This is a genomic window from Caldimonas sp. KR1-144 (assembly GCF_049446155.1).
In the GTDB taxonomy this organism is placed as follows: Bacteria; Pseudomonadota; Gammaproteobacteria; order Burkholderiales; family Burkholderiaceae_C; genus Rivibacter.
Genome location: NZ_JBMSEE010000008.1, coordinates 237,744 through 253,438, shown reverse-complemented (window position 1 = coordinate 253,438; position 15,695 = coordinate 237,744). Strand labels below are relative to the sequence as shown.

The window sequence follows — 15,695 nt, the reverse complement described above, 5'->3', positions numbered from 1 at the left end:
AAGTTGGCTCTATGCAAGCCGCTGCTTAAGGTACAGCCTGCGATGCCGCGCTCGCGCCGGCACGCAGCCGAGATTCCGATAAGCAGTCGAGGAGACCAACATGCATTCCCCATTCACGCGGCTCACCACCAAGCCGTCGTTGGCGTTGTCATTGGCGCTGTCGCTCGCGCTCGCCGCGACCGCCGCGCGCGCCCAGTCGCTCGACGACCTGAAGCGCGATGCCGCGAGCCCGGGCGACGTGACCACCTATGGCATGGGCTGGAGCCAGCAGCGCTACTCGGCGCTCGACAAGATCAACAAGGCCAACATCAAGCGCCTGGTGCCGGCCTGGAATCTGAGCCTGGACAACTCGACCAACGCGTCGACGCAGCCCTTGCTGATCGGCAAGACGATGTACGTCGCGATGCACAACGCGACGGTCGCGATCGACGCCGCCACCGGCCGCCAGAAGTGGAAGGCGCCGATCGAGCTGCCCGCCGACATCGCGGGCTACCTGTGCTGCGGCATCCACAGCCGCGGCATGGCGGCGCTCGACGGCGTGCTCTATCGCACGACGATCGACGCTCACCTGCTCGCCATCGACATGGCCAGCGGCAAGACGCTGTGGAAGCAGCAGGTGGCCGACTACAAGCAGGGCTACAGCATGACCCATGCGCCGCTCGTGGCCGGCGACACGCTGATCACCGGCATCAGCGGCGGCGAATACGGCACGCGCGGCTTCCTCGACGGCTGGGACCTGAAGACCGGCGCGAAGAAGTGGCGCACCTACACGATCCCCGCGCCGGGCGAGAAGGGCAGCGAGACCTGGAACGCAGACCGCTTCGACAAGGGCGGCGCGCCGACCTGGCTGACCGGCACCTACGACCCCGAGCTCAAGCTCGTCTACTGGGGCACCGGCAACGGCGGGCCGTGGAACCCGGCCTGGCGCGGCAAGGACGCGCTGTACATCTGCTCGATCCTCGCGATCGACCCGGCCACCGGCAAGATCACCTGGCACTACCAGACCTCGCCCGGCGACCCCTACGACTACGACGCGACCAACGAGCTCGTGCTCGCCGAGCTGCCGATCGGCGGCAGCTCGCGCAAGGTGCTGATGCAGGCCAACCGCAACGGCTTCTTCTACGTGCTCGACCGCACCAACGGCCAGCTGCTCAGCGCGAGCCCGTTCGCGAAGAAGATCAACTGGGCCAGCGGCATCGATCCGAAGAGCGGCCGGCCGATCGACACCGAGATGACGAAGACGGTGCGCGCCAACGTCGAGTCGCCCGAGGTCGAGGTGTGGCCGAGCGCCTTCGGCGGCAAGAACTGGATGCCGATGAGCTTCGACCCGGCGAAGAAGCGCGCCTTCTTCAATACCGTGGAAGTCGGCATGAAGGTCAAGTACGCCAAGCCCGAATACAAGCAGGGCGCGTGGTACCTGGGCCTCGATCTGGGCGGCTTCGTCGGCCCGGACGACGGCATGCGCGGCGGCCTCGTGGCCTGGGACCCAGTGGCCGGCAAGCCGCTTTGGCGCGTCGCGCTGAAGTCGCCGCAGTGGGCCGGCGTGCTCTCGACCGCGGGCGGCCTGGTGTTCACCGGCGCGCAGACCGGCGAGTTCCTCGCCTACGACGCCGACACCGGCGCGAAGCTGTGGCAGTTCCAGACCGGCTCGGGGATCTCGGGCCTGCCGATCACCTGGGAGCTCGACGGCCAGCAGTACGTCACCGTCACCAGCGGCGCCGCGCACGTCTACGGCTTCCTGGCCGGCGACCCGGCGCTGGGCAACGTCCCGGCGGGCTCGTCGGTGTGGACCTTCAAGCTGATCGATTGAGCGAGGAGCCAGGCTTGATTCGATTCATCGCTTCGAAGCTCGCGCTGGCCGCCTCGCTGGCGTGCGCACTGCCGACATACGCGCAGGACGCGCCCGAACCCAGCGCGGCCAAGGGCCGCTCGCTGTACATGAGCTACTGCGCGCGCTGCCACGGCGTGAACATGGTCAACACCGGCGTGAGCTTCGACCTGCGCACCTTTCCCAAGGACCAGAAAGACCGCTTCGAACGCTCTGTGACCCAGGGCGTGCGCGCAATGCCGGCCTGGGGCTCGACCCTCAAGCCGCAGGAGCTGGAGTCGCTGTGGCTGTACGTCAGCGCCGGCGGCGGCTCCTGAACTGACGCGGCCGCCGATCGCGGCCGCAGCTGACACGCCGCGGGCCGACGCGCCCGCATCCGTTTCCCATGCCGATGTCTCGGACGGGCCGCACGGCCCGCCCGCGGGCCGGCTCGTCCCACGAAACCGGCGCCGCCGCGCGCCAGGAGACCACCCATGCAACGCACCGCCCTTGCCGCCGCCGCGGCCGCGCTCGTCGCGACCGCGCCGGCCCATGCCATCGACATCGATGCCGGCGACTACACGGCCCTGCCGGCCGGCACCAAGCTCGGCATCGCCTATGCGCAGTTCGCCAAGCGCGACGCGCTCTACGCAGGAGGCGATCGGGTGCCGATCAATGCCGGCCTGGACTCGACCATCGGCATCCTGCGCGGCGTCTATTTCACCGAGATCGGCGGCATCACGGTCGACCCGCAGTTCCTGCTGCCCTTCGGCAAGCTCGAGGCCAAGGACGATCTCGAGCCCGCGCTCGGCGACGCCAGCGGCGCTGCCGACCTGATCCTCGCCGCCACCGCCTGGCTGATCAACGACGCCAAGGCCGGGACCTATTTCGGCATCACGCCCTTCATCTATGCACCGACCGGCAAGTACGACCGCAACTCGCCGCTCAACCTGGGCGAGAACCGCTGGAAGTTCGCACTGCAGCTCGGCTACATCACGCCGCTGAGCCGCAGCGTCACGCTCGACCTTGCGGCCGACGCGACGCTGTACGGCAAGAACGACGACTTCGGCCCCGCGAGCCAGACGCTCAAGCAAAAGCCGCTCTACCAGGCGCAGGCCTGGCTGCGCTACCACGTCTCGCCGACGCTGGACCTGCGCCTGGGCCTGTCGCAGGTCTCGGGCGGCGAGATCAGGATCGACGGCGTCGATCAGGACAACCGGCTGTCTACCTCGAAGGTCGCGCTCGGCTCGGGGTGGTTCGTCGGGCCGACGACGCAACTGCTCGTGACCTGGGGGCGCGATCTCTCCGTGCGAGAGGGCTTGAAGGAGAACAACCGCGTCAACCTGCGGCTGCTGCAGGTCTTCTAAGCCGGCCGGGCGCCGGGCCGCCCCAAGCCCGGCCCGCCCCCTCGGGGGGCAGCGAGCCATGCGAGCGTGGGGGTCGCTGCTCAGACCGGCGTCGCGCTGACGGTCTTGATGCGCTCCATCACGAAGCTGGTCTTGCAGTCCTGCACGCTCGGATGCGCGAGCAGCGTTTCCATGATGAAGCGCGAGTAGTGCGCCATGTCCTGCACGACCACGCGCAGCAGGTAGTCCATCTCGCCGGTCAGCGCGACGCACTCCACCACCTCGGGCCAGGCCTGCACCGCGGCGCGAAACAGTTCGCGCGGATTGCGCCGCGGCGAATCGGTGTGCTTGGCCAGGCGCACGTTGATGTAGGCGGTGAGCCCGAGCCCGACGCGCTCGGGCGGCACCACCGCCGCATAGCCGGCGATCGCGCCGATCTCCTCCAGGCGCTTCACGCGCCGCAGCGTCGCCGAGGCCGACAGCTGCACCTCGGCGGCGAGCTGGTCGTAGGTGGCGCGGCCATTGGTCTGCAGCGCGCGAAGGATGCGCCGATCCACGGCGTCGAGATCGATGACAGCGTCCATCTGGTAGATTTTGCATGATTCCTGCGCCACAAGACCATGAGGAGGCTGGAATCGGAGAAAAACTGCATTCGCGCGCCTATACAGTGATTGGCTTCACCGCACCGGTACAGCGAGGCAGCAAATGCAAACCACGACCTGGGACAACCCGATGGGCACCGACGGCTTCGAGTTCATCGAGTACGCCGCGCCGGATCCCAAGGCGATGGGCGCGCTGTTCGAGCGCATGGGCTTCAAGCCGATCGCGAAGCATCGCCACAAGGACGTGACGCTGTACCGGCAAGGCCAGATCAACTTCATCGTCAACGCCGAGCCGGATTCGTTTGCGCAGCGCTTCGCGCGGCTGCATGGTCCGAGCATCTGCGCCATCGCGTTTCGCGTGCGCGACGCCAAGGCGGCCTACGAGCGCGCGGTTTCGCTCGGTGCCTGGGGCTATGCCGGCACGGCCGCGCCGGGCGAGCTCAACATCCCGGCGATCAAGGGCATCGGCGACTCGCTGATCTATCTGGTCGACAAGTGGCGCGGCAAGAACGGCGCGAAGGAAGGCGACATCGGAAACATCGGCTTCTACGACGTCGACTTCGAGCCGCTGCCCGATGCCGAACTCGATCCGCCCGGCCACGGACTCACGTACATCGACCACCTCACGCACAACGTGCACCGCGGGCGCATGGCCGAGTGGGCCGACTTCTACGAGCGCCTGTTCAACTTCCGCGAGATCCGCTACTTCGACATCGAAGGCCAGGTCACCGGCGTGAAGAGCAAGGCCATGACCAGCCCCTGCGGCAAGATCCGCATCCCGATCAACGAAGAGGGCAACGAGAAGGCCGGCCAGATCCAGGAGTACCTGGACCTCTATCGCGGCGAGGGCATCCAGCACATCGCGCTCGGCTCGCGCGACCTGCTGCGCACCGTGGACGCGCTGCGCGCCAACGGCGTCAAGCTGCTGGACACGATCGACACCTACTACGAGCTGGTCGACAAGCGCATTCCGGGTCACGGCGAGAACGTCGCCGAGCTGCACAAGCGCAAGATCCTGATCGACGGCAAGGCCGGTGCGCTGCTGCTGCAGATCTTCAGCGAGAACCAGCTCGGGCCGATCTTCTTCGAGTTCATCCAGCGCAAGGGCGACCAGGGCTTCGGCGAGGGCAATTTCAAGGCGCTGTTCGAGAGCATCGAGCTCGACCAGATGCGCCGCGGCGTGTTGACGGCCGATCAGAGCGCGGACAAGGGCGCCGACAAGACCGAGCGCTGATCGGCGCGAAGCCATCCCCCTTCGGGGTGCCACCCAATGGGTGATGTCGGGCGGATTCGTGCGGCCGACACTGGTCTGCATGAACGAAAGCAGTCCCGTCATCGATGGCCGCGCGAAGCCTGCACAGCAGATGTCGCGGCTCGCCGCGAAGGTGATGATGGGCGCGACGCTTCTCGCTGGGACGGCGGGCCTGCTTGCGCATGGTGCGGTTCCGCTGGCGGCCGATGCCCACCGGCAAGCCGATGCGCTGGGTCAGTCCGGCGCCGCCAATGTCTGGAGCCACCTGCCTCTGCTGGCGGCAGCGGTGTTCGGCAGCGCGGCCTGTGCTCGCCGGCGCCATCTCGGGGCGCTGATGGGCGCGTGGGCGCTGTTCTTTTCGCTGGTGGCCATGGCCGCCGTGGCTGGCGCGAGCTACCACGCCCAGCCCGATGACCGGCGCTTCATGTTCGTGCACGCGCTGATCGGCAGTGCCAGCTGCGTGCTGTCGCTCATCTTCGTGGCCGAGCGGCTGGGGCCGATGGCGGCGCGCACGGCGCCGTTGGCCATCGCCGCGCTGGCCGGGCCGGCCGCATGGACGCTGGGCGCCGGCGTGGACGATTTGCGCTGGATGCTGGCGCTCCAGTGCCTGCCCGTGGTGCTGATGCCGCTGGTCGTCTGGGGCCTGCCGAGCCGCGGCCTGGCGGGTCGGCAGTGGCTGGTCGCGCTGGGGCTCTACGCGCTGGCAGAGTGCGCCGGGGTGGCCGACGCAGCGATCTGGCACGCCACCGCCGGTTGGTTCGGCGGCATGGCGCTAAGCCATGTCATGCTGGGCGCCTGCATCGGCTGGCTCGCGCATGCCGCGGCGCGGAGCACGCAGCCGGCCGATCAGCCCGTTGCCGAAGCGATAGCGCCCTTGTCGGTCAGCGCATCGGCCGAGTGCAGCAGCCGCTCGACCTCGGCCACCACGGCAGGGTGATAGGCCATCGCGACGTGGGGCGTCGCCGGCAGGTGGTGAACCGCGGCGCCGTCGATCACCGCGCGGCGCGGCGGGAACACGATGTTGTCGGCATGCCCATGAAAGCACGTGAAGCGCCTGCGCTCGCGCGTCAGGCCCCGGCGCTCTTCCTTGGCCGCGAGGGCTCGTAGCCAGTCGGAACCCGGACGCATCTGCCGCGCGTTGTGCGTGAGGCCCCAGCGCGCGAGCCAGGTGCCGGCATGGGGCGTCCCGATCGTCACGATATGGGCGACGCGCTGCGCGGCTCCGGCCATGTCGGCCAGCCACGCCCTCACCGCGAGCCCGCCCATGCTGTGCGCAACGATGATCGGCGCGCGTCCGGTCGCGTGTTGAAGCCGCCTGACCGCGGCGTCGATCGATGGCGTCATCGCGTCGATGCTGCCGAACACGGGCTCGAGGCTCACCGCCACGAAGGGTCGGCCTTCGCGATGGCAGCGCTCCATCCACGGCGTCCAGAAGCCACGGTTGCAGACATAGCCATGCACGAACACGAGGCCGGTTGCGGCCGCCGAGTGATCGAGATCCGGCCAGCGCGCCGCACGCCACGGCTGCCACCAGCCGAACACGCGTGCCGATGTGATGCACTCCGTCAGCCAGGCACGCAGCAGCGCCCACGGTGACGGCCGCGGCGCCGGATCGTCTCCATGCACGAGCGCGACGAGCACGAACTCGAACGCCAGGACCATGACGAAGCTGCCGAGGATCAGCGCCGCGCCGATCGCGGCGATCCAGGGGTGGCCGCGCGACAGCGCCGCGCCGGCCCACGCGGCCGCCAGCAGCAACAGCACCAGCTGGGTGAAGCGTTGCAACCGCGCCAGCATCGCTGCGCCGCTCAGGCAAGCTGCACGGCACGGCCCGCGAGACTTCGCGCGAGCAGCGTGGCCATGCGGTTGACGATGCCGTAGATCGACAGCTGCGGATTGGCGCCAATGCTCGTCGGGAACACCGAGCCGTCGTGCACCGACAGGTTCTCGAGCTGCCAATGGCGGCCGTCCGGGCGGACGACGCCTCGGCTGGCGTCGCCGGCCAAGCCACAGCCACCCATCACGTGGGCGCTGACGACGCGCGTCATCAAGGGCTTCATCGGCAGGCTCGCGATCGCCTGCCGCGCTTCGGCCCAGCTGCGGTAGGCATGAGCGCGCTCGTGCACCGGTTGGACCTCGCGCGCACCGGCCGCGAACTGGATCTCGGCCATCGACAGCAGCGCGCGGCGCGCGCCTTCCATCACGAAGTCGGTCAGCGGATAGTCGAGTACGGGGCTGCCGTCACCGCGAAGCCGTACCTGGCCGCCGGGCGACTCGCGATGAAAGCCGTCGCGCAGCAAGGCGAGCAGCACGTGCGTACGCGGCAGCGCCGCGAGCTGCTCCGCCATCTCCGGCCCGATGCCGGGCAAGGTCGACGCGAAGATCACCGGATGGATGGGCGGCGCCTCGAGCTTGTAACCGATCGGCCCGTCGATCGGCTGCGTCTCGAGGAAGTGGTCGGAGTAGATCGTCTGGGGGGCGCCCGCCCAGCCCTCGACCTTCTGGTCGAAGTGAGCGGCCGAGATCACGACAGGATGCAAGAACGTGCGTCGCCCCAGCCGCTGGTGCGGATCGGGCAGCTCGGAACGCATCAGCAGCGCCGGCGAGTTGATCGCGCCGCCCGCGACGACGAAGTGCTTCGCGACGATGCGCAGTCGGGGACCGTCACGCGCCTGGCCGTCAGGCTCGACCGCGACGCACTGCAGCGCCTCGATGCGATCACCGCGCAGCTCCAGCCGCTCGGCACGGGTTTCGACCAACAGTCGAGCGCCGCGATCGAGCGCGGCCGGGATCGTGGTCACCAGCATCGACTGCTTGGCGTTGGTCGGGCAGCCCATGCCGCACGAGCCGAGATTCCAGCAGCCGCGCACGTTGCGCCGTATCGCGGCGGCCGGGATGCCGAGCGCAGCGGCGCCGCGGCGCAGAAGGTCGTTGTTCTCGTTCGGCGGCGCCAGCCAGGGCCCGATGTTCAGGCGGCGTTCGGCTTGCTCGAACCACGGTGCAAGCGCCTCGGCGCGGTAATCGTCACCGGCGCCGAACTCGGATTGCCAGTACGCCAGCGTGGCCTCGGGCGTGCGGAACGAACTGGTCCAGTTGACGGTGGTCGAGCCACCGACGCAGCGCCCCTGCAGGATGTTGATCGCCTGGTCGGCGGTCTTGCGGGCGGCGCTGTCCTGGTAGAGCGTCGGGTAGGCGTCGCTTTCGAGCTGGCGGAAGTCGCTGCTCGACTTGAGCGGCCCTTCCTCCACCAGCACCACGTCCAGGCCTGCCTGCGTGAGCAGCTCGGCGGTGATACCTGCGCCGGCGCCGCTGCCGATGATGGCCACGTCGCAGCTCATGGCCGTCGACGGCCACGCACGCGCGCCGGCGTGCGAGCCGCCGAAGACCTTCCAGCCGCGGTCGAGGCCTTCGCGGATCGGATCGGGCAGGCGGCTCACAGCGCGACCGGCCCGAGGTAGCCGAGTTGGGCCCAGGTTTCCGGAGCGCTGAAGTAGCTGGCACTGACGAGGCTGCGCAGCGCCTGATAGACCTGCTGACGCAGCGCATCGTCGGCCGTGCGCATGCGCACGAGGGCTCGCTCGACGTCGTGCGGGGCGGCATCGGTCCAAGGCTTGTCGAGGCCGCACAGCCAGCGTCGCGCAGGACCGATCTGCAGCAGGCCCAGCAACTGCGAGAGCTGCGCGCGCGTAGCGTGCGGCAGGCCGGCGAGGGCGGCTTCGAGCCGCTCGACCATCCCGGATAGCGCCCGCTCGCGGTCGACGGGATCGGCGGGCAGGCTGCCCTCGAGAACAACGCCGCCGACACTGGCGAACAGCGCCCGGGCCGTCGGGCTCAAGCGCCCCTCGCGCCATCCTGGCGACCACAGCGCGGCGCCAGTGCCCGCCAGGGCGAGCGCGACGGCGGCACCGGCGCCTAGCTGCAGTAGACGACGACGGGTGGGCTGCGGGACGCCGCGGGCAGCCGGCACCGCGGGTGCAGGCATGGCGGGTTCACGAAGATTCGGCATGGCGGGCGAGTGTTGCATCATTCGCCAGGAAGGCATTCGGCGAGTGCCTCTATTTGGCCTCCTGGCATACCCCCACACGACGCCCGACACGCCACAGCATGCCGCCACCGTCCTCGACAGCCGCCGCGGTGAACGAGATCCTCGATGAGTTGGCCCGCGTGGCACAGGAGCGCGACGCGCGCGCGAGCGATGCGCGCCTTGCCAGTCGCGTCCTCGAGATCAAGCATTTCCAGCAAGCGCGCTTTCGGCATACCTATGCCGACCTGCTGGCGTCGACGCGGTTCGGCCCGGCGACGCACTTCTTCCTCGACCAACTCTACGGGCCCCAGGACTTCACCGAACGCGATCATCAGTTTGAGCGCGTCGTCCCGGCGCTCGTGCGGCTGTTTCCGGGCGAGATTGTCGCGACCGTCAAGGCGTTGACGCGCCTGCATGCGCTCTCGGAGGAGCTCGATGGCGCCATGGCGCTCGCCTTGCCGCGGTCGACAGAGGCCGGCGCGCTGGATGCGATCGACTACGTGCGCGCATGGCAGGCCGTCGGGCGCCGGACGGATCGCGAGGCTCAGATTTCTCTGGTGCGCGAGATCGGATTCGCGCTCGACCGCTATACGCGGATGCCGATGCTGTTCGCGAGCCTGCGGATGATGCGCGGGCCGGCACGCGTGGCCGGGCTCAGCTCGTTGCAGCACTTCCTCGAATCAGGCTTCGACACCTTCAAGTCGATGCACGGCGCGCAGGTCTTCCTCGACCTGATCGGCGAGCGCGAGAGCGCGATGGTTGCAGCACTGTTCGATCCCGCGCCGCTGGCACCTGGGCGACACCCCGCGTTGGTGCAATTACCGTAGCTCTCCTCAAGGGGGCACACCAAGATGCCTTTCGAGTGCATCTTGCTTCGGAGCCGTCATGGACATGCAGGTCGTCAAGCCCTGGTTGAAGAACTATCCGCCCAACGTTCCGGCCGAGCTTGATCTCTCGTCTGCAGGCAACCTGGTCGATCTGCTCGAGCGCGCCTTCAGCCAGCACGCCAGTCGAACGGCCGCCATCTGCCTTGACGCACCGCTAAGCTTCCGCGAGGTTGACGAGCTTTCGTCGGCGTTGGCAGCGTGGCTGCAGGCGCGCGGTATCAAGCGTGGCGCACGTGTCGCACTGATGATGCCCAACCTGCCGCAGTACATGATCGCCATTCCCGCGGTGCTGCGAGCCGGCTGCACGGTGGTCAACGTGAATCCCTTGTACACGCCTCGCGAGCTCGAGCATCAGCTCAGGGACTCCGGCGCGGAAGCGATCGTGATCCTCGAGAACTTTGCCGGCACGCTCGAGGAAGTGATTGATCGCACGCCCATCAAGCATGTGATCCTTGCCTCGATGGGCGACCAGCTTGGGTTCTGGAAGGGCCAGTTGGTCAACTTCGTCGTGCGCCATGTGCGCAAGATGGTGCCGCCGTTCAAGCTGCCGCTAGGCGATGGACGAACCGTCGTGCGGTTCAACATGGCGATTGCGGAAGGTACGCGACTGCCTTTGGCGCGGCCGCAGATCAGTCCGAACGACGTTGCCTTCCTGCAGTACACCGGGGGCACGACGGGTGTGTCGAAGGGTGCGACGCTGCTGCATCGCAACGTCGTCGCGAACATCTTGCAGACGGAAGCGTGGTTCAAGCCGAAGCTCGACACGCTCGGCAGCAAACCGTTGACGATCGTCTGCGCGCTACCCCTGTATCACATCTTTGCGCTGACCATCTGCTACATGATGGGCGCGCGCCTGGGTGCGACGAACCTGCTGATCCCCAATCCGCGCGACCTGCCCGGGCTCATCAAGACGCTCGGCAAGCACAAGATCAACATGTTCCCGGCCGTCAACACGCTGTTCAATGCGCTGGCAAACGACCCCGACTTCGCGCGGCTCGACTTCTCCGAGCTGGTAGTGTCCAACGGCGGTGGGATGGCGGTTCAGCAGGCCACGGCGGAGAAGTGGCTCAAGATCACCGGCTGCCCGGTGGTCGAGGGCTATGGACTGTCGGAAACCTCGCCCGTGGCGACCAGCAATCGCCTCGATGTGCATGAGTTCAGCGGCACGATCGGCATGCCGATCCCTTCGACCGAGATCGCGATCCGCGATGACGAGGGGCGCGACCTGCCCTTCGGCGAACCCGGCGAGATCTGTATCCGCGGCCCGCAAGTGATGGCGGGCTACTGGAATCGCCCGGACGAGACGGCCAAGGTCATGACCGAAGACGGCTACTTCAAGTCGGGCGATATCGGCGTGATGGACGAGCGCGGCTACGTGAAGATCGTCGACCGCAAGAAGGACATGATCCTGGTGTCGGGATTCAACGTCTATCCGACAGAGATCGAGCAGGTCATCACGCTGCATCCCGGCGTACTCGAATGCGCGGCGGTTGGTGTTCCCGACGCTCGCTCGGGCGAGGCGGTCAAGCTCTACGTCGTGAAGAAGGATCCGGCGCTCGCCGAGGAAGATTTGGCCGAGTACTGCAAACAGAACTTCACCGCGTACAAGCGCCCGAAGTACATCGAGTTCCGTGACGAACTGCCGAAGTCGAATGTCGGCAAGATCCTGCGAAGGGAACTGCGCAGCGCTGCTTGAGGGCTGCAAGGGCCGGTCCATTCAGGGACCGGCCACGGGAATCGATGATCGAAATTTCGGATCGAAACTCGCACCTTGAAAAGCAAAACGCCCGACCATTTCTGGTCGGGCGTTTCTCGTTATTAGCCTGACAATGTCCTACTTTCACACGGGAATCCGCACTATCATCGGCGCTGAGGCGTTTCACTGTCCTGTTCGGGATGGGAAGGAGTGGGACCACCTCGCTATGGTCATCAGGCTTAACCGGTCACCGTACTGCAGCAAACACTGCAATACAGCCAATTCGTAGAGTCTTGTCAGCGATATTTCGATTGCGACCCAGTCGGCATTTACTCTGACGACAGACCTTGCTGCGTCAAGAATATAGGGTCAAGCCTCACGAGCAATTAGTACTGGTTAGCTTAACGCATTACTGCGCTTCCACACCCAGCCTATCAACGTCCTGGTCTCGAACGACTCTTCAGGGGGCTCAAGGCCCCGGCAGATCTCATCTTGGAACGAGTTTCCCGCTTAGATGCTTTCAGCGGTTATCTCTTCCGCACTTAGCTACTCGGCAATGCCACTGGCGTGACAACCGATACACCAGAGGTGCGTCCACTCCGGTCCTCTCGTACTAGGAGCAGGCTTCCTCAAATCTGCAGCGCCCACGGAAGATAGGGACCAAACTGTCTCACGACGTTTTAAACCCAGCTCACGTACCTCTTTAAATGGCGAACAGCCATACCCTTGGGACCGGCTACAGCCCCAGGATGAGATGAGCCGACATCGAGGTGCCAAACACCGCCGTCGATATGAACTCTTGGGCGGTATCAGCCTGTTATCCCCAGAGTACCTTTTATCCGTTGAGCGATGGCCCTTCCATACAGAACCACCGGATCACTTAGTCCTACTTTCGTACCTGCTCGACTTGTCAGTCTCGCAGTCAAGCACGCTTATGCCTATGCACTATCAGCACGATTTCCGACCGTGCCTAGCGTACCTTCGAACTCCTCCGTTACGCTTTGGGAGGAGACCGCCCCAGTCAAACTGCCTACCATGCACTGTCCCCAACCCGGATAACGGGTCAAGGTTAGAACCTCAAACACACCAGGGTGGTATTTCAACGTTGGCTCCATGCGATCTAGCGACCGCACTTCAAAGCCTCCCACCTATCCTACACAGATCTGTTCAAAGTCCAATACAAAGCTACAGTAAAGGTTCATGGGGTCTTTCCGTCTTTCCGCGGGGAGATTGCATCATCACAAACATTTCAACTTCGCTGAGTCTCTGGAGGAGACAGTGTGGCCATCGTTACGCCATTCGTGCAGGTCGGAACTTACCCGACAAGGAATTTCGCTACCTTAGGACCGTTATAGTTACGGCCGCCGTTTACCGGGACTTCAATCAAGAGCTTGCACCCCATCATTTAATCTTCCGGCACCGGGCAGGCGTCACACCCTATACGTCGACTTTCGTCTTTGCAGAGTGCTGTGTTTTTATTAAACAGTCGCAGCCACCGATTCTCTGCGACCCCGTTGGGCTCCCCTTGTACAGGTTCACCTACTAAGGGCACACCTTCTTCCGAAGTTACGGTGTCAATTTGCCGAGTTCCTTCTCCAGAGTTCTCTCAAGCGCCTGAGAATACTCATCACGCGCACCAGTGTCGGTTTGCGGTACGGTCGTGTGTAGCTGGAGCTTAGTGGCTTTTCCTGGAAGCAGGGTATCACTCACTTCAGCGGCAAGCCGCCTCGTTATCACGCCTCATCTAAGCCGCCCGGATTTGCCTAGGCAGCACGACTACACGCTTGAACCGGGACATCCAACACCCGGCTGAGCTAACCTTCTCCGTCCCCACATCGCACTACACATCGGTACAGGAATATTGACCTGTTTCCCATCAGCTACGCATCTCTGCCTCGCCTTAGGGGCCGACTCACTCTACGCCGATGAACGTTGCGTAGAAAACCTTGCGCTTACGGCGAGGGGGCTTTTCACCCCCTTTAACGCTACTCATGTCAGCATTCGCACTTCTGATACCTCCAGCAGGCTTCTCAACCCACCTTCACAGGCTTACAGAACGCTCTCCTACCACGCACATTGCTGTGCATCCGCAGCTTCGGTTACTGGCTTAGCCCCGTTACATCTTCCGCGCAGGACGACTCGATCAGTGAGCTATTACGCTTTCTTTAAATGGTGGCTGCTTCTAAGCCAACATCCTGACTGTTTTAGCCTTCCCACTTCGTTTCCCACTTAGCCAATATTAGGGACCTTAGCTGGCGGTCTGGGTTGTTTCCCTCTTGTGTCCGGACGTTAGCACCCGGTGCACTGTCTCCCGCGCTGTACTCTTCGGTATTCGGAGTTTGCAATGGTTTGGTAAGTCGCCATGACCCCCTAGCCATAACAGTGCTCTACCCCCGAAGGTAATACGCGAGGCACTACCTAAATAGTTTTCGGAGAGAACCAGCTATCTCCAGGTTTGTTTAGCCTTTCACCCCTATCCACAGCTCATCCGCTAGTTTTGCAACACTAGTCGGTTCGGACCTCCAGTAAGTGTTACCTCACCTTCATCCTGGCCATGGATAGATCACCTGGTTTCGGGTCTACACCCAGCGACTGAACGCCCTATTCGGACTCGGTTTCCCTGCGCCTTCCCTATTCGGTTAAGCTTGCCACTGAATGTAAGTCGCTGACCCATTATACAAAAGGTACGCCGTCACCCTTGCGGGCTCCGACTTTTTGTATGCATGCGGTTTCAGGATCTATTTCACTCCCCTCCCGGGGTTCTTTTCGCCTTTCCCTCACGGTACTAGTTCGCTATCGGTCGATTACGAGTATTTAGCCTTGGAGGATGGTCCCCCCATCTTCAGACAGGATTACACGTGTCCCGCCCTACTTATCGCACGCCTAGTTCCACAACCGACTTTTTTCATACGGGGCTATCACCCGCTGTGGCCAGCCTTTCCAGACTGTTCTGATAAGTCGACTGCTAAAACGCGCAGGCTGATCCGATTTCGCTCGCCACTACTTTCGGAATCTCGGTTGATGTCTTTTCCTCGAGCTACTGAGATGTTTCAGTTCACTCGGTTTGCCTCGACACCCTATGTATTCAGATGCCGATACCCTTGCGGGTGGGTTTCCCCATTCGGAAATCTCCGGATCAAAGCTTATTTGCCAGCTCCCCGAAGCTTATCGCAGGCTATCACGTCCTTCATCGCCTGTAATCGCCAAGGCATCCACCACATGCACTTAGTCACTTGACCCTATATTCTTAGCGCCAAGGACCGTCTCAGAGTAATGTTCATGCCGTATCCAGACTTTCGCCTGGATCTGGTGACGCAATCAAAATGTTGCCGGCGGCACGGTCCGCCATGACGCGGTTTCCGCCGACAACGCTGATTCGACTCTACGAATTGTTAAAGAACAACAGCCGAAAATCGGCCGCACAGTTCAGATCACAACATGATCTGAACTGTGCGACGACCGGATGGTGGAGGATGACGGGATCGAACCGACGACCCCCTGCTTGCAAAGCAGGTGCTCTCCCAGCTGAGCTAATCCCCCATCAAAGATGGTGGGTCTGGTTGGATTCGAACCAACGACCCCCGCCTTATCAAGACGGTGCTCTAACCGACTGAGCTACAGACCCCAATACCTTGTGAAGCCTCGGGGCCGCCTTGCGTCAATCGCTCGCCTCGCAAGCGCTGTCGCTCAGCCGATTGACGCTCCACTCACTGTTGCCAACAAAACAGCCGATAAGTGTGGGCGCAAGAAATTGAGTGCATTTCCAGAAAGGAGGTGATCCAGCCGCACCTTCCGATACGGCTACCTTGTTACGACTTCACCCCAGTCACGAACCCTGCCGTGGTAATCGCCCTCCTTGCGGTTAGGCTAACTACTTCTGGCAGAACCCGCTCCCATGGTGTGACGGGCGGTGTGTACAAGACCCGGGAACGTATTCACCGCGGCAAGCTGATCCGCGATTACTAGCGATTCCGACTTCACGCAGTCGAGTTGCAGACTGCGATCCGGACTACGACCGGTTTTCTGGGATTGGCTCCCCCTCGCGGGTTGGCAACCCTCTGTACCGGCCATTGTATGACGT

At 64.3% G+C, this 15,695-nt stretch carries 11 protein-coding genes, 2 tRNA genes and 3 rRNA genes (1 of these 16 only partly in view); 7 read left to right on the top strand and 9 right to left on the bottom strand.

Annotated elements, in window-relative coordinates; genetic code table 11:
* Nucleotides 1-100: 100 nt before the first annotated feature.
* The 3 genes from ACO2TI_RS18845 (at nucleotide 101) to ACO2TI_RS18835 (ending at nucleotide 3,174) form a co-directional block, all read left to right on the top strand.
* Nucleotides 101-1,810 carry a PQQ-dependent dehydrogenase, methanol/ethanol family gene (locus ACO2TI_RS18845; protein WP_423286712.1) on the top strand — a complete coding sequence of 570 codons (1,710 nt, stop codon included), beginning with the start codon at nucleotides 101-103 and terminating at the stop codon, nucleotides 1,808-1,810.
* Between the two features lie 14 nt (nucleotides 1,811-1,824).
* Entirely contained in the window at nucleotides 1,825-2,145 is a 321-nt protein-coding gene (locus tag ACO2TI_RS18840; RefSeq protein ID WP_423286711.1) for a c-type cytochrome, read from the top strand.
* Nucleotides 2,146-2,301: 156 nt separating this feature from the next.
* The gene (locus tag ACO2TI_RS18835; protein ID WP_423286710.1) at nucleotides 2,302-3,174 is read left to right on the top strand and encodes a transporter; all 873 of its coding nucleotides are present in this window, start codon (nucleotides 2,302-2,304) and stop codon (nucleotides 3,172-3,174) included.
* 80 nt (nucleotides 3,175-3,254) lie between these two features.
* Here the strand turns inward: ACO2TI_RS18835 and ACO2TI_RS18830 are convergent, their stop codons facing one another.
* Nucleotides 3,255-3,737, bottom strand: a complete 483-nt coding sequence (locus ACO2TI_RS18830) for an Lrp/AsnC family transcriptional regulator (RefSeq protein ID WP_423286709.1) — start codon at nucleotides 3,735-3,737, stop codon at nucleotides 3,255-3,257.
* A 121-nt stretch (nucleotides 3,738-3,858) separates the two neighbouring features.
* Here ACO2TI_RS18830 and hppD point away from each other — a divergent pair, with 121 nt between their 5' ends.
* Together hppD and ACO2TI_RS18820 are read left to right on the top strand one after the other, a co-directional pair.
* Nucleotides 3,859-4,989: a 4-hydroxyphenylpyruvate dioxygenase gene (gene hppD, locus ACO2TI_RS18825; protein ID WP_423286708.1), complete on the top strand. Its 1,131-nt coding sequence runs from the start codon at nucleotides 3,859-3,861 to the stop codon at nucleotides 4,987-4,989.
* Nucleotides 4,990-5,032: 43 nt separating this feature from the next.
* Nucleotides 5,033-5,944, top strand: coding sequence for a DUF6962 family protein (locus tag ACO2TI_RS18820; RefSeq protein WP_423286707.1), 912 nt, complete (start codon nucleotides 5,033-5,035; stop codon nucleotides 5,942-5,944).
* Here ACO2TI_RS18820 and ACO2TI_RS18815 read toward each other — a convergent pair.
* The 3 genes from ACO2TI_RS18815 to ACO2TI_RS18805 are packed head-to-tail and all read right to left on the bottom strand — an operon-like array spanning nucleotide 5,854 to nucleotide 8,989.
* Nucleotides 5,854-6,804 carry an esterase/lipase family protein gene (locus ACO2TI_RS18815; protein ID WP_423286706.1) on the bottom strand — a complete coding sequence of 317 codons (951 nt, stop codon included), beginning with the start codon at nucleotides 6,802-6,804 and terminating at the stop codon, nucleotides 5,854-5,856. The two genes, ACO2TI_RS18820 and ACO2TI_RS18815, sit on opposite strands and share 91 nt — an antisense overlap.
* A gap of 11 nt (nucleotides 6,805-6,815) precedes the next feature.
* The gene (locus tag ACO2TI_RS18810) at nucleotides 6,816-8,444 is read right to left on the bottom strand and encodes a GMC family oxidoreductase N-terminal domain-containing protein (RefSeq protein ID WP_423286705.1); all 1,629 of its coding nucleotides are present in this window, start codon (nucleotides 8,442-8,444) and stop codon (nucleotides 6,816-6,818) included.
* Nucleotides 8,441-8,989: a hypothetical protein gene (locus tag ACO2TI_RS18805; RefSeq protein WP_423286704.1), complete on the bottom strand. Its 549-nt coding sequence runs from the start codon at nucleotides 8,987-8,989 to the stop codon at nucleotides 8,441-8,443. Before ACO2TI_RS18805 ends, ACO2TI_RS18810 begins: the two co-directional genes overlap by 4 nt.
* Nucleotides 8,990-9,141: 152 nt before the next feature.
* On the opposite strand from ACO2TI_RS18805, the gene ACO2TI_RS18800 reads away from it, so the two are divergent.
* Both ACO2TI_RS18800 and ACO2TI_RS18795 read left to right on the top strand, forming a co-directional pair.
* Nucleotides 9,142-9,858, top strand: a complete 717-nt coding sequence (locus ACO2TI_RS18800) for an FFLEELY motif protein (RefSeq protein WP_423286703.1) — start codon at nucleotides 9,142-9,144, stop codon at nucleotides 9,856-9,858.
* A gap of 58 nt (nucleotides 9,859-9,916) precedes the next feature.
* Entirely contained in the window at nucleotides 9,917-11,614 is a 1,698-nt protein-coding gene (locus tag ACO2TI_RS18795) for a long-chain-fatty-acid--CoA ligase (protein ID WP_423286702.1), read from the top strand.
* A gap of 125 nt (nucleotides 11,615-11,739) precedes the next feature.
* Here ACO2TI_RS18795 and rrf read toward each other — a convergent pair.
* From rrf to ACO2TI_RS18770, 5 genes are all read right to left on the bottom strand, one after another.
* A 5S ribosomal RNA gene (gene rrf / locus ACO2TI_RS18790) occupies nucleotides 11,740-11,852 on the bottom strand.
* 127 nt (nucleotides 11,853-11,979) lie between these two features.
* Nucleotides 11,980-14,853 (bottom strand): 23S ribosomal RNA (locus tag ACO2TI_RS18785).
* A 225-nt stretch (nucleotides 14,854-15,078) separates the two neighbouring features.
* Nucleotides 15,079-15,154: transfer RNA gene (locus ACO2TI_RS18780), tRNA-Ala, on the bottom strand.
* A gap of 8 nt (nucleotides 15,155-15,162) precedes the next feature.
* Nucleotides 15,163-15,239, bottom strand: a tRNA-Ile gene (locus ACO2TI_RS18775).
* A 142-nt stretch (nucleotides 15,240-15,381) separates the two neighbouring features.
* Nucleotides 15,382-15,695 (bottom strand): 16S ribosomal RNA (locus tag ACO2TI_RS18770) (it continues 1,217 nt past the right edge of the window).
* The 16S, 23S and 5S rRNA genes sit together here with 2 tRNA genes alongside, the layout of an rRNA operon.

Coding starts and splice junctions, on each gene's coding strand:
- ACO2TI_RS18845 (WP_423286712.1), top strand. CDS start 101: ATGCATTCCCCATTCACGCGGCTCACCACCAAGCCGTCGTTGGCGTTG.
- ACO2TI_RS18835 (WP_423286710.1), top strand. CDS start 2,302: ATGCAACGCACCGCCCTTGCCGCCGCCGCGGCCGCGCTCGTCGCGACC.
- ACO2TI_RS18830 (WP_423286709.1), bottom strand. CDS start 3,737: ATGGACGCTGTCATCGATCTCGACGCCGTGGATCGGCGCATCCTTCGC.
- hppD (WP_423286708.1), top strand. CDS start 3,859: ATGCAAACCACGACCTGGGACAACCCGATGGGCACCGACGGCTTCGAG.
- ACO2TI_RS18820 (WP_423286707.1), top strand. CDS start 5,033: ATGTCGGGCGGATTCGTGCGGCCGACACTGGTCTGCATGAACGAAAGC.
- ACO2TI_RS18815 (WP_423286706.1), bottom strand. CDS start 6,804: ATGCTGGCGCGGTTGCAACGCTTCACCCAGCTGGTGCTGTTGCTGCTG.
- ACO2TI_RS18805 (WP_423286704.1), bottom strand. CDS start 8,989: ATGCCTGCACCCGCGGTGCCGGCTGCCCGCGGCGTCCCGCAGCCCACC.
- ACO2TI_RS18795 (WP_423286702.1), top strand. CDS start 9,917: ATGGACATGCAGGTCGTCAAGCCCTGGTTGAAGAACTATCCGCCCAAC.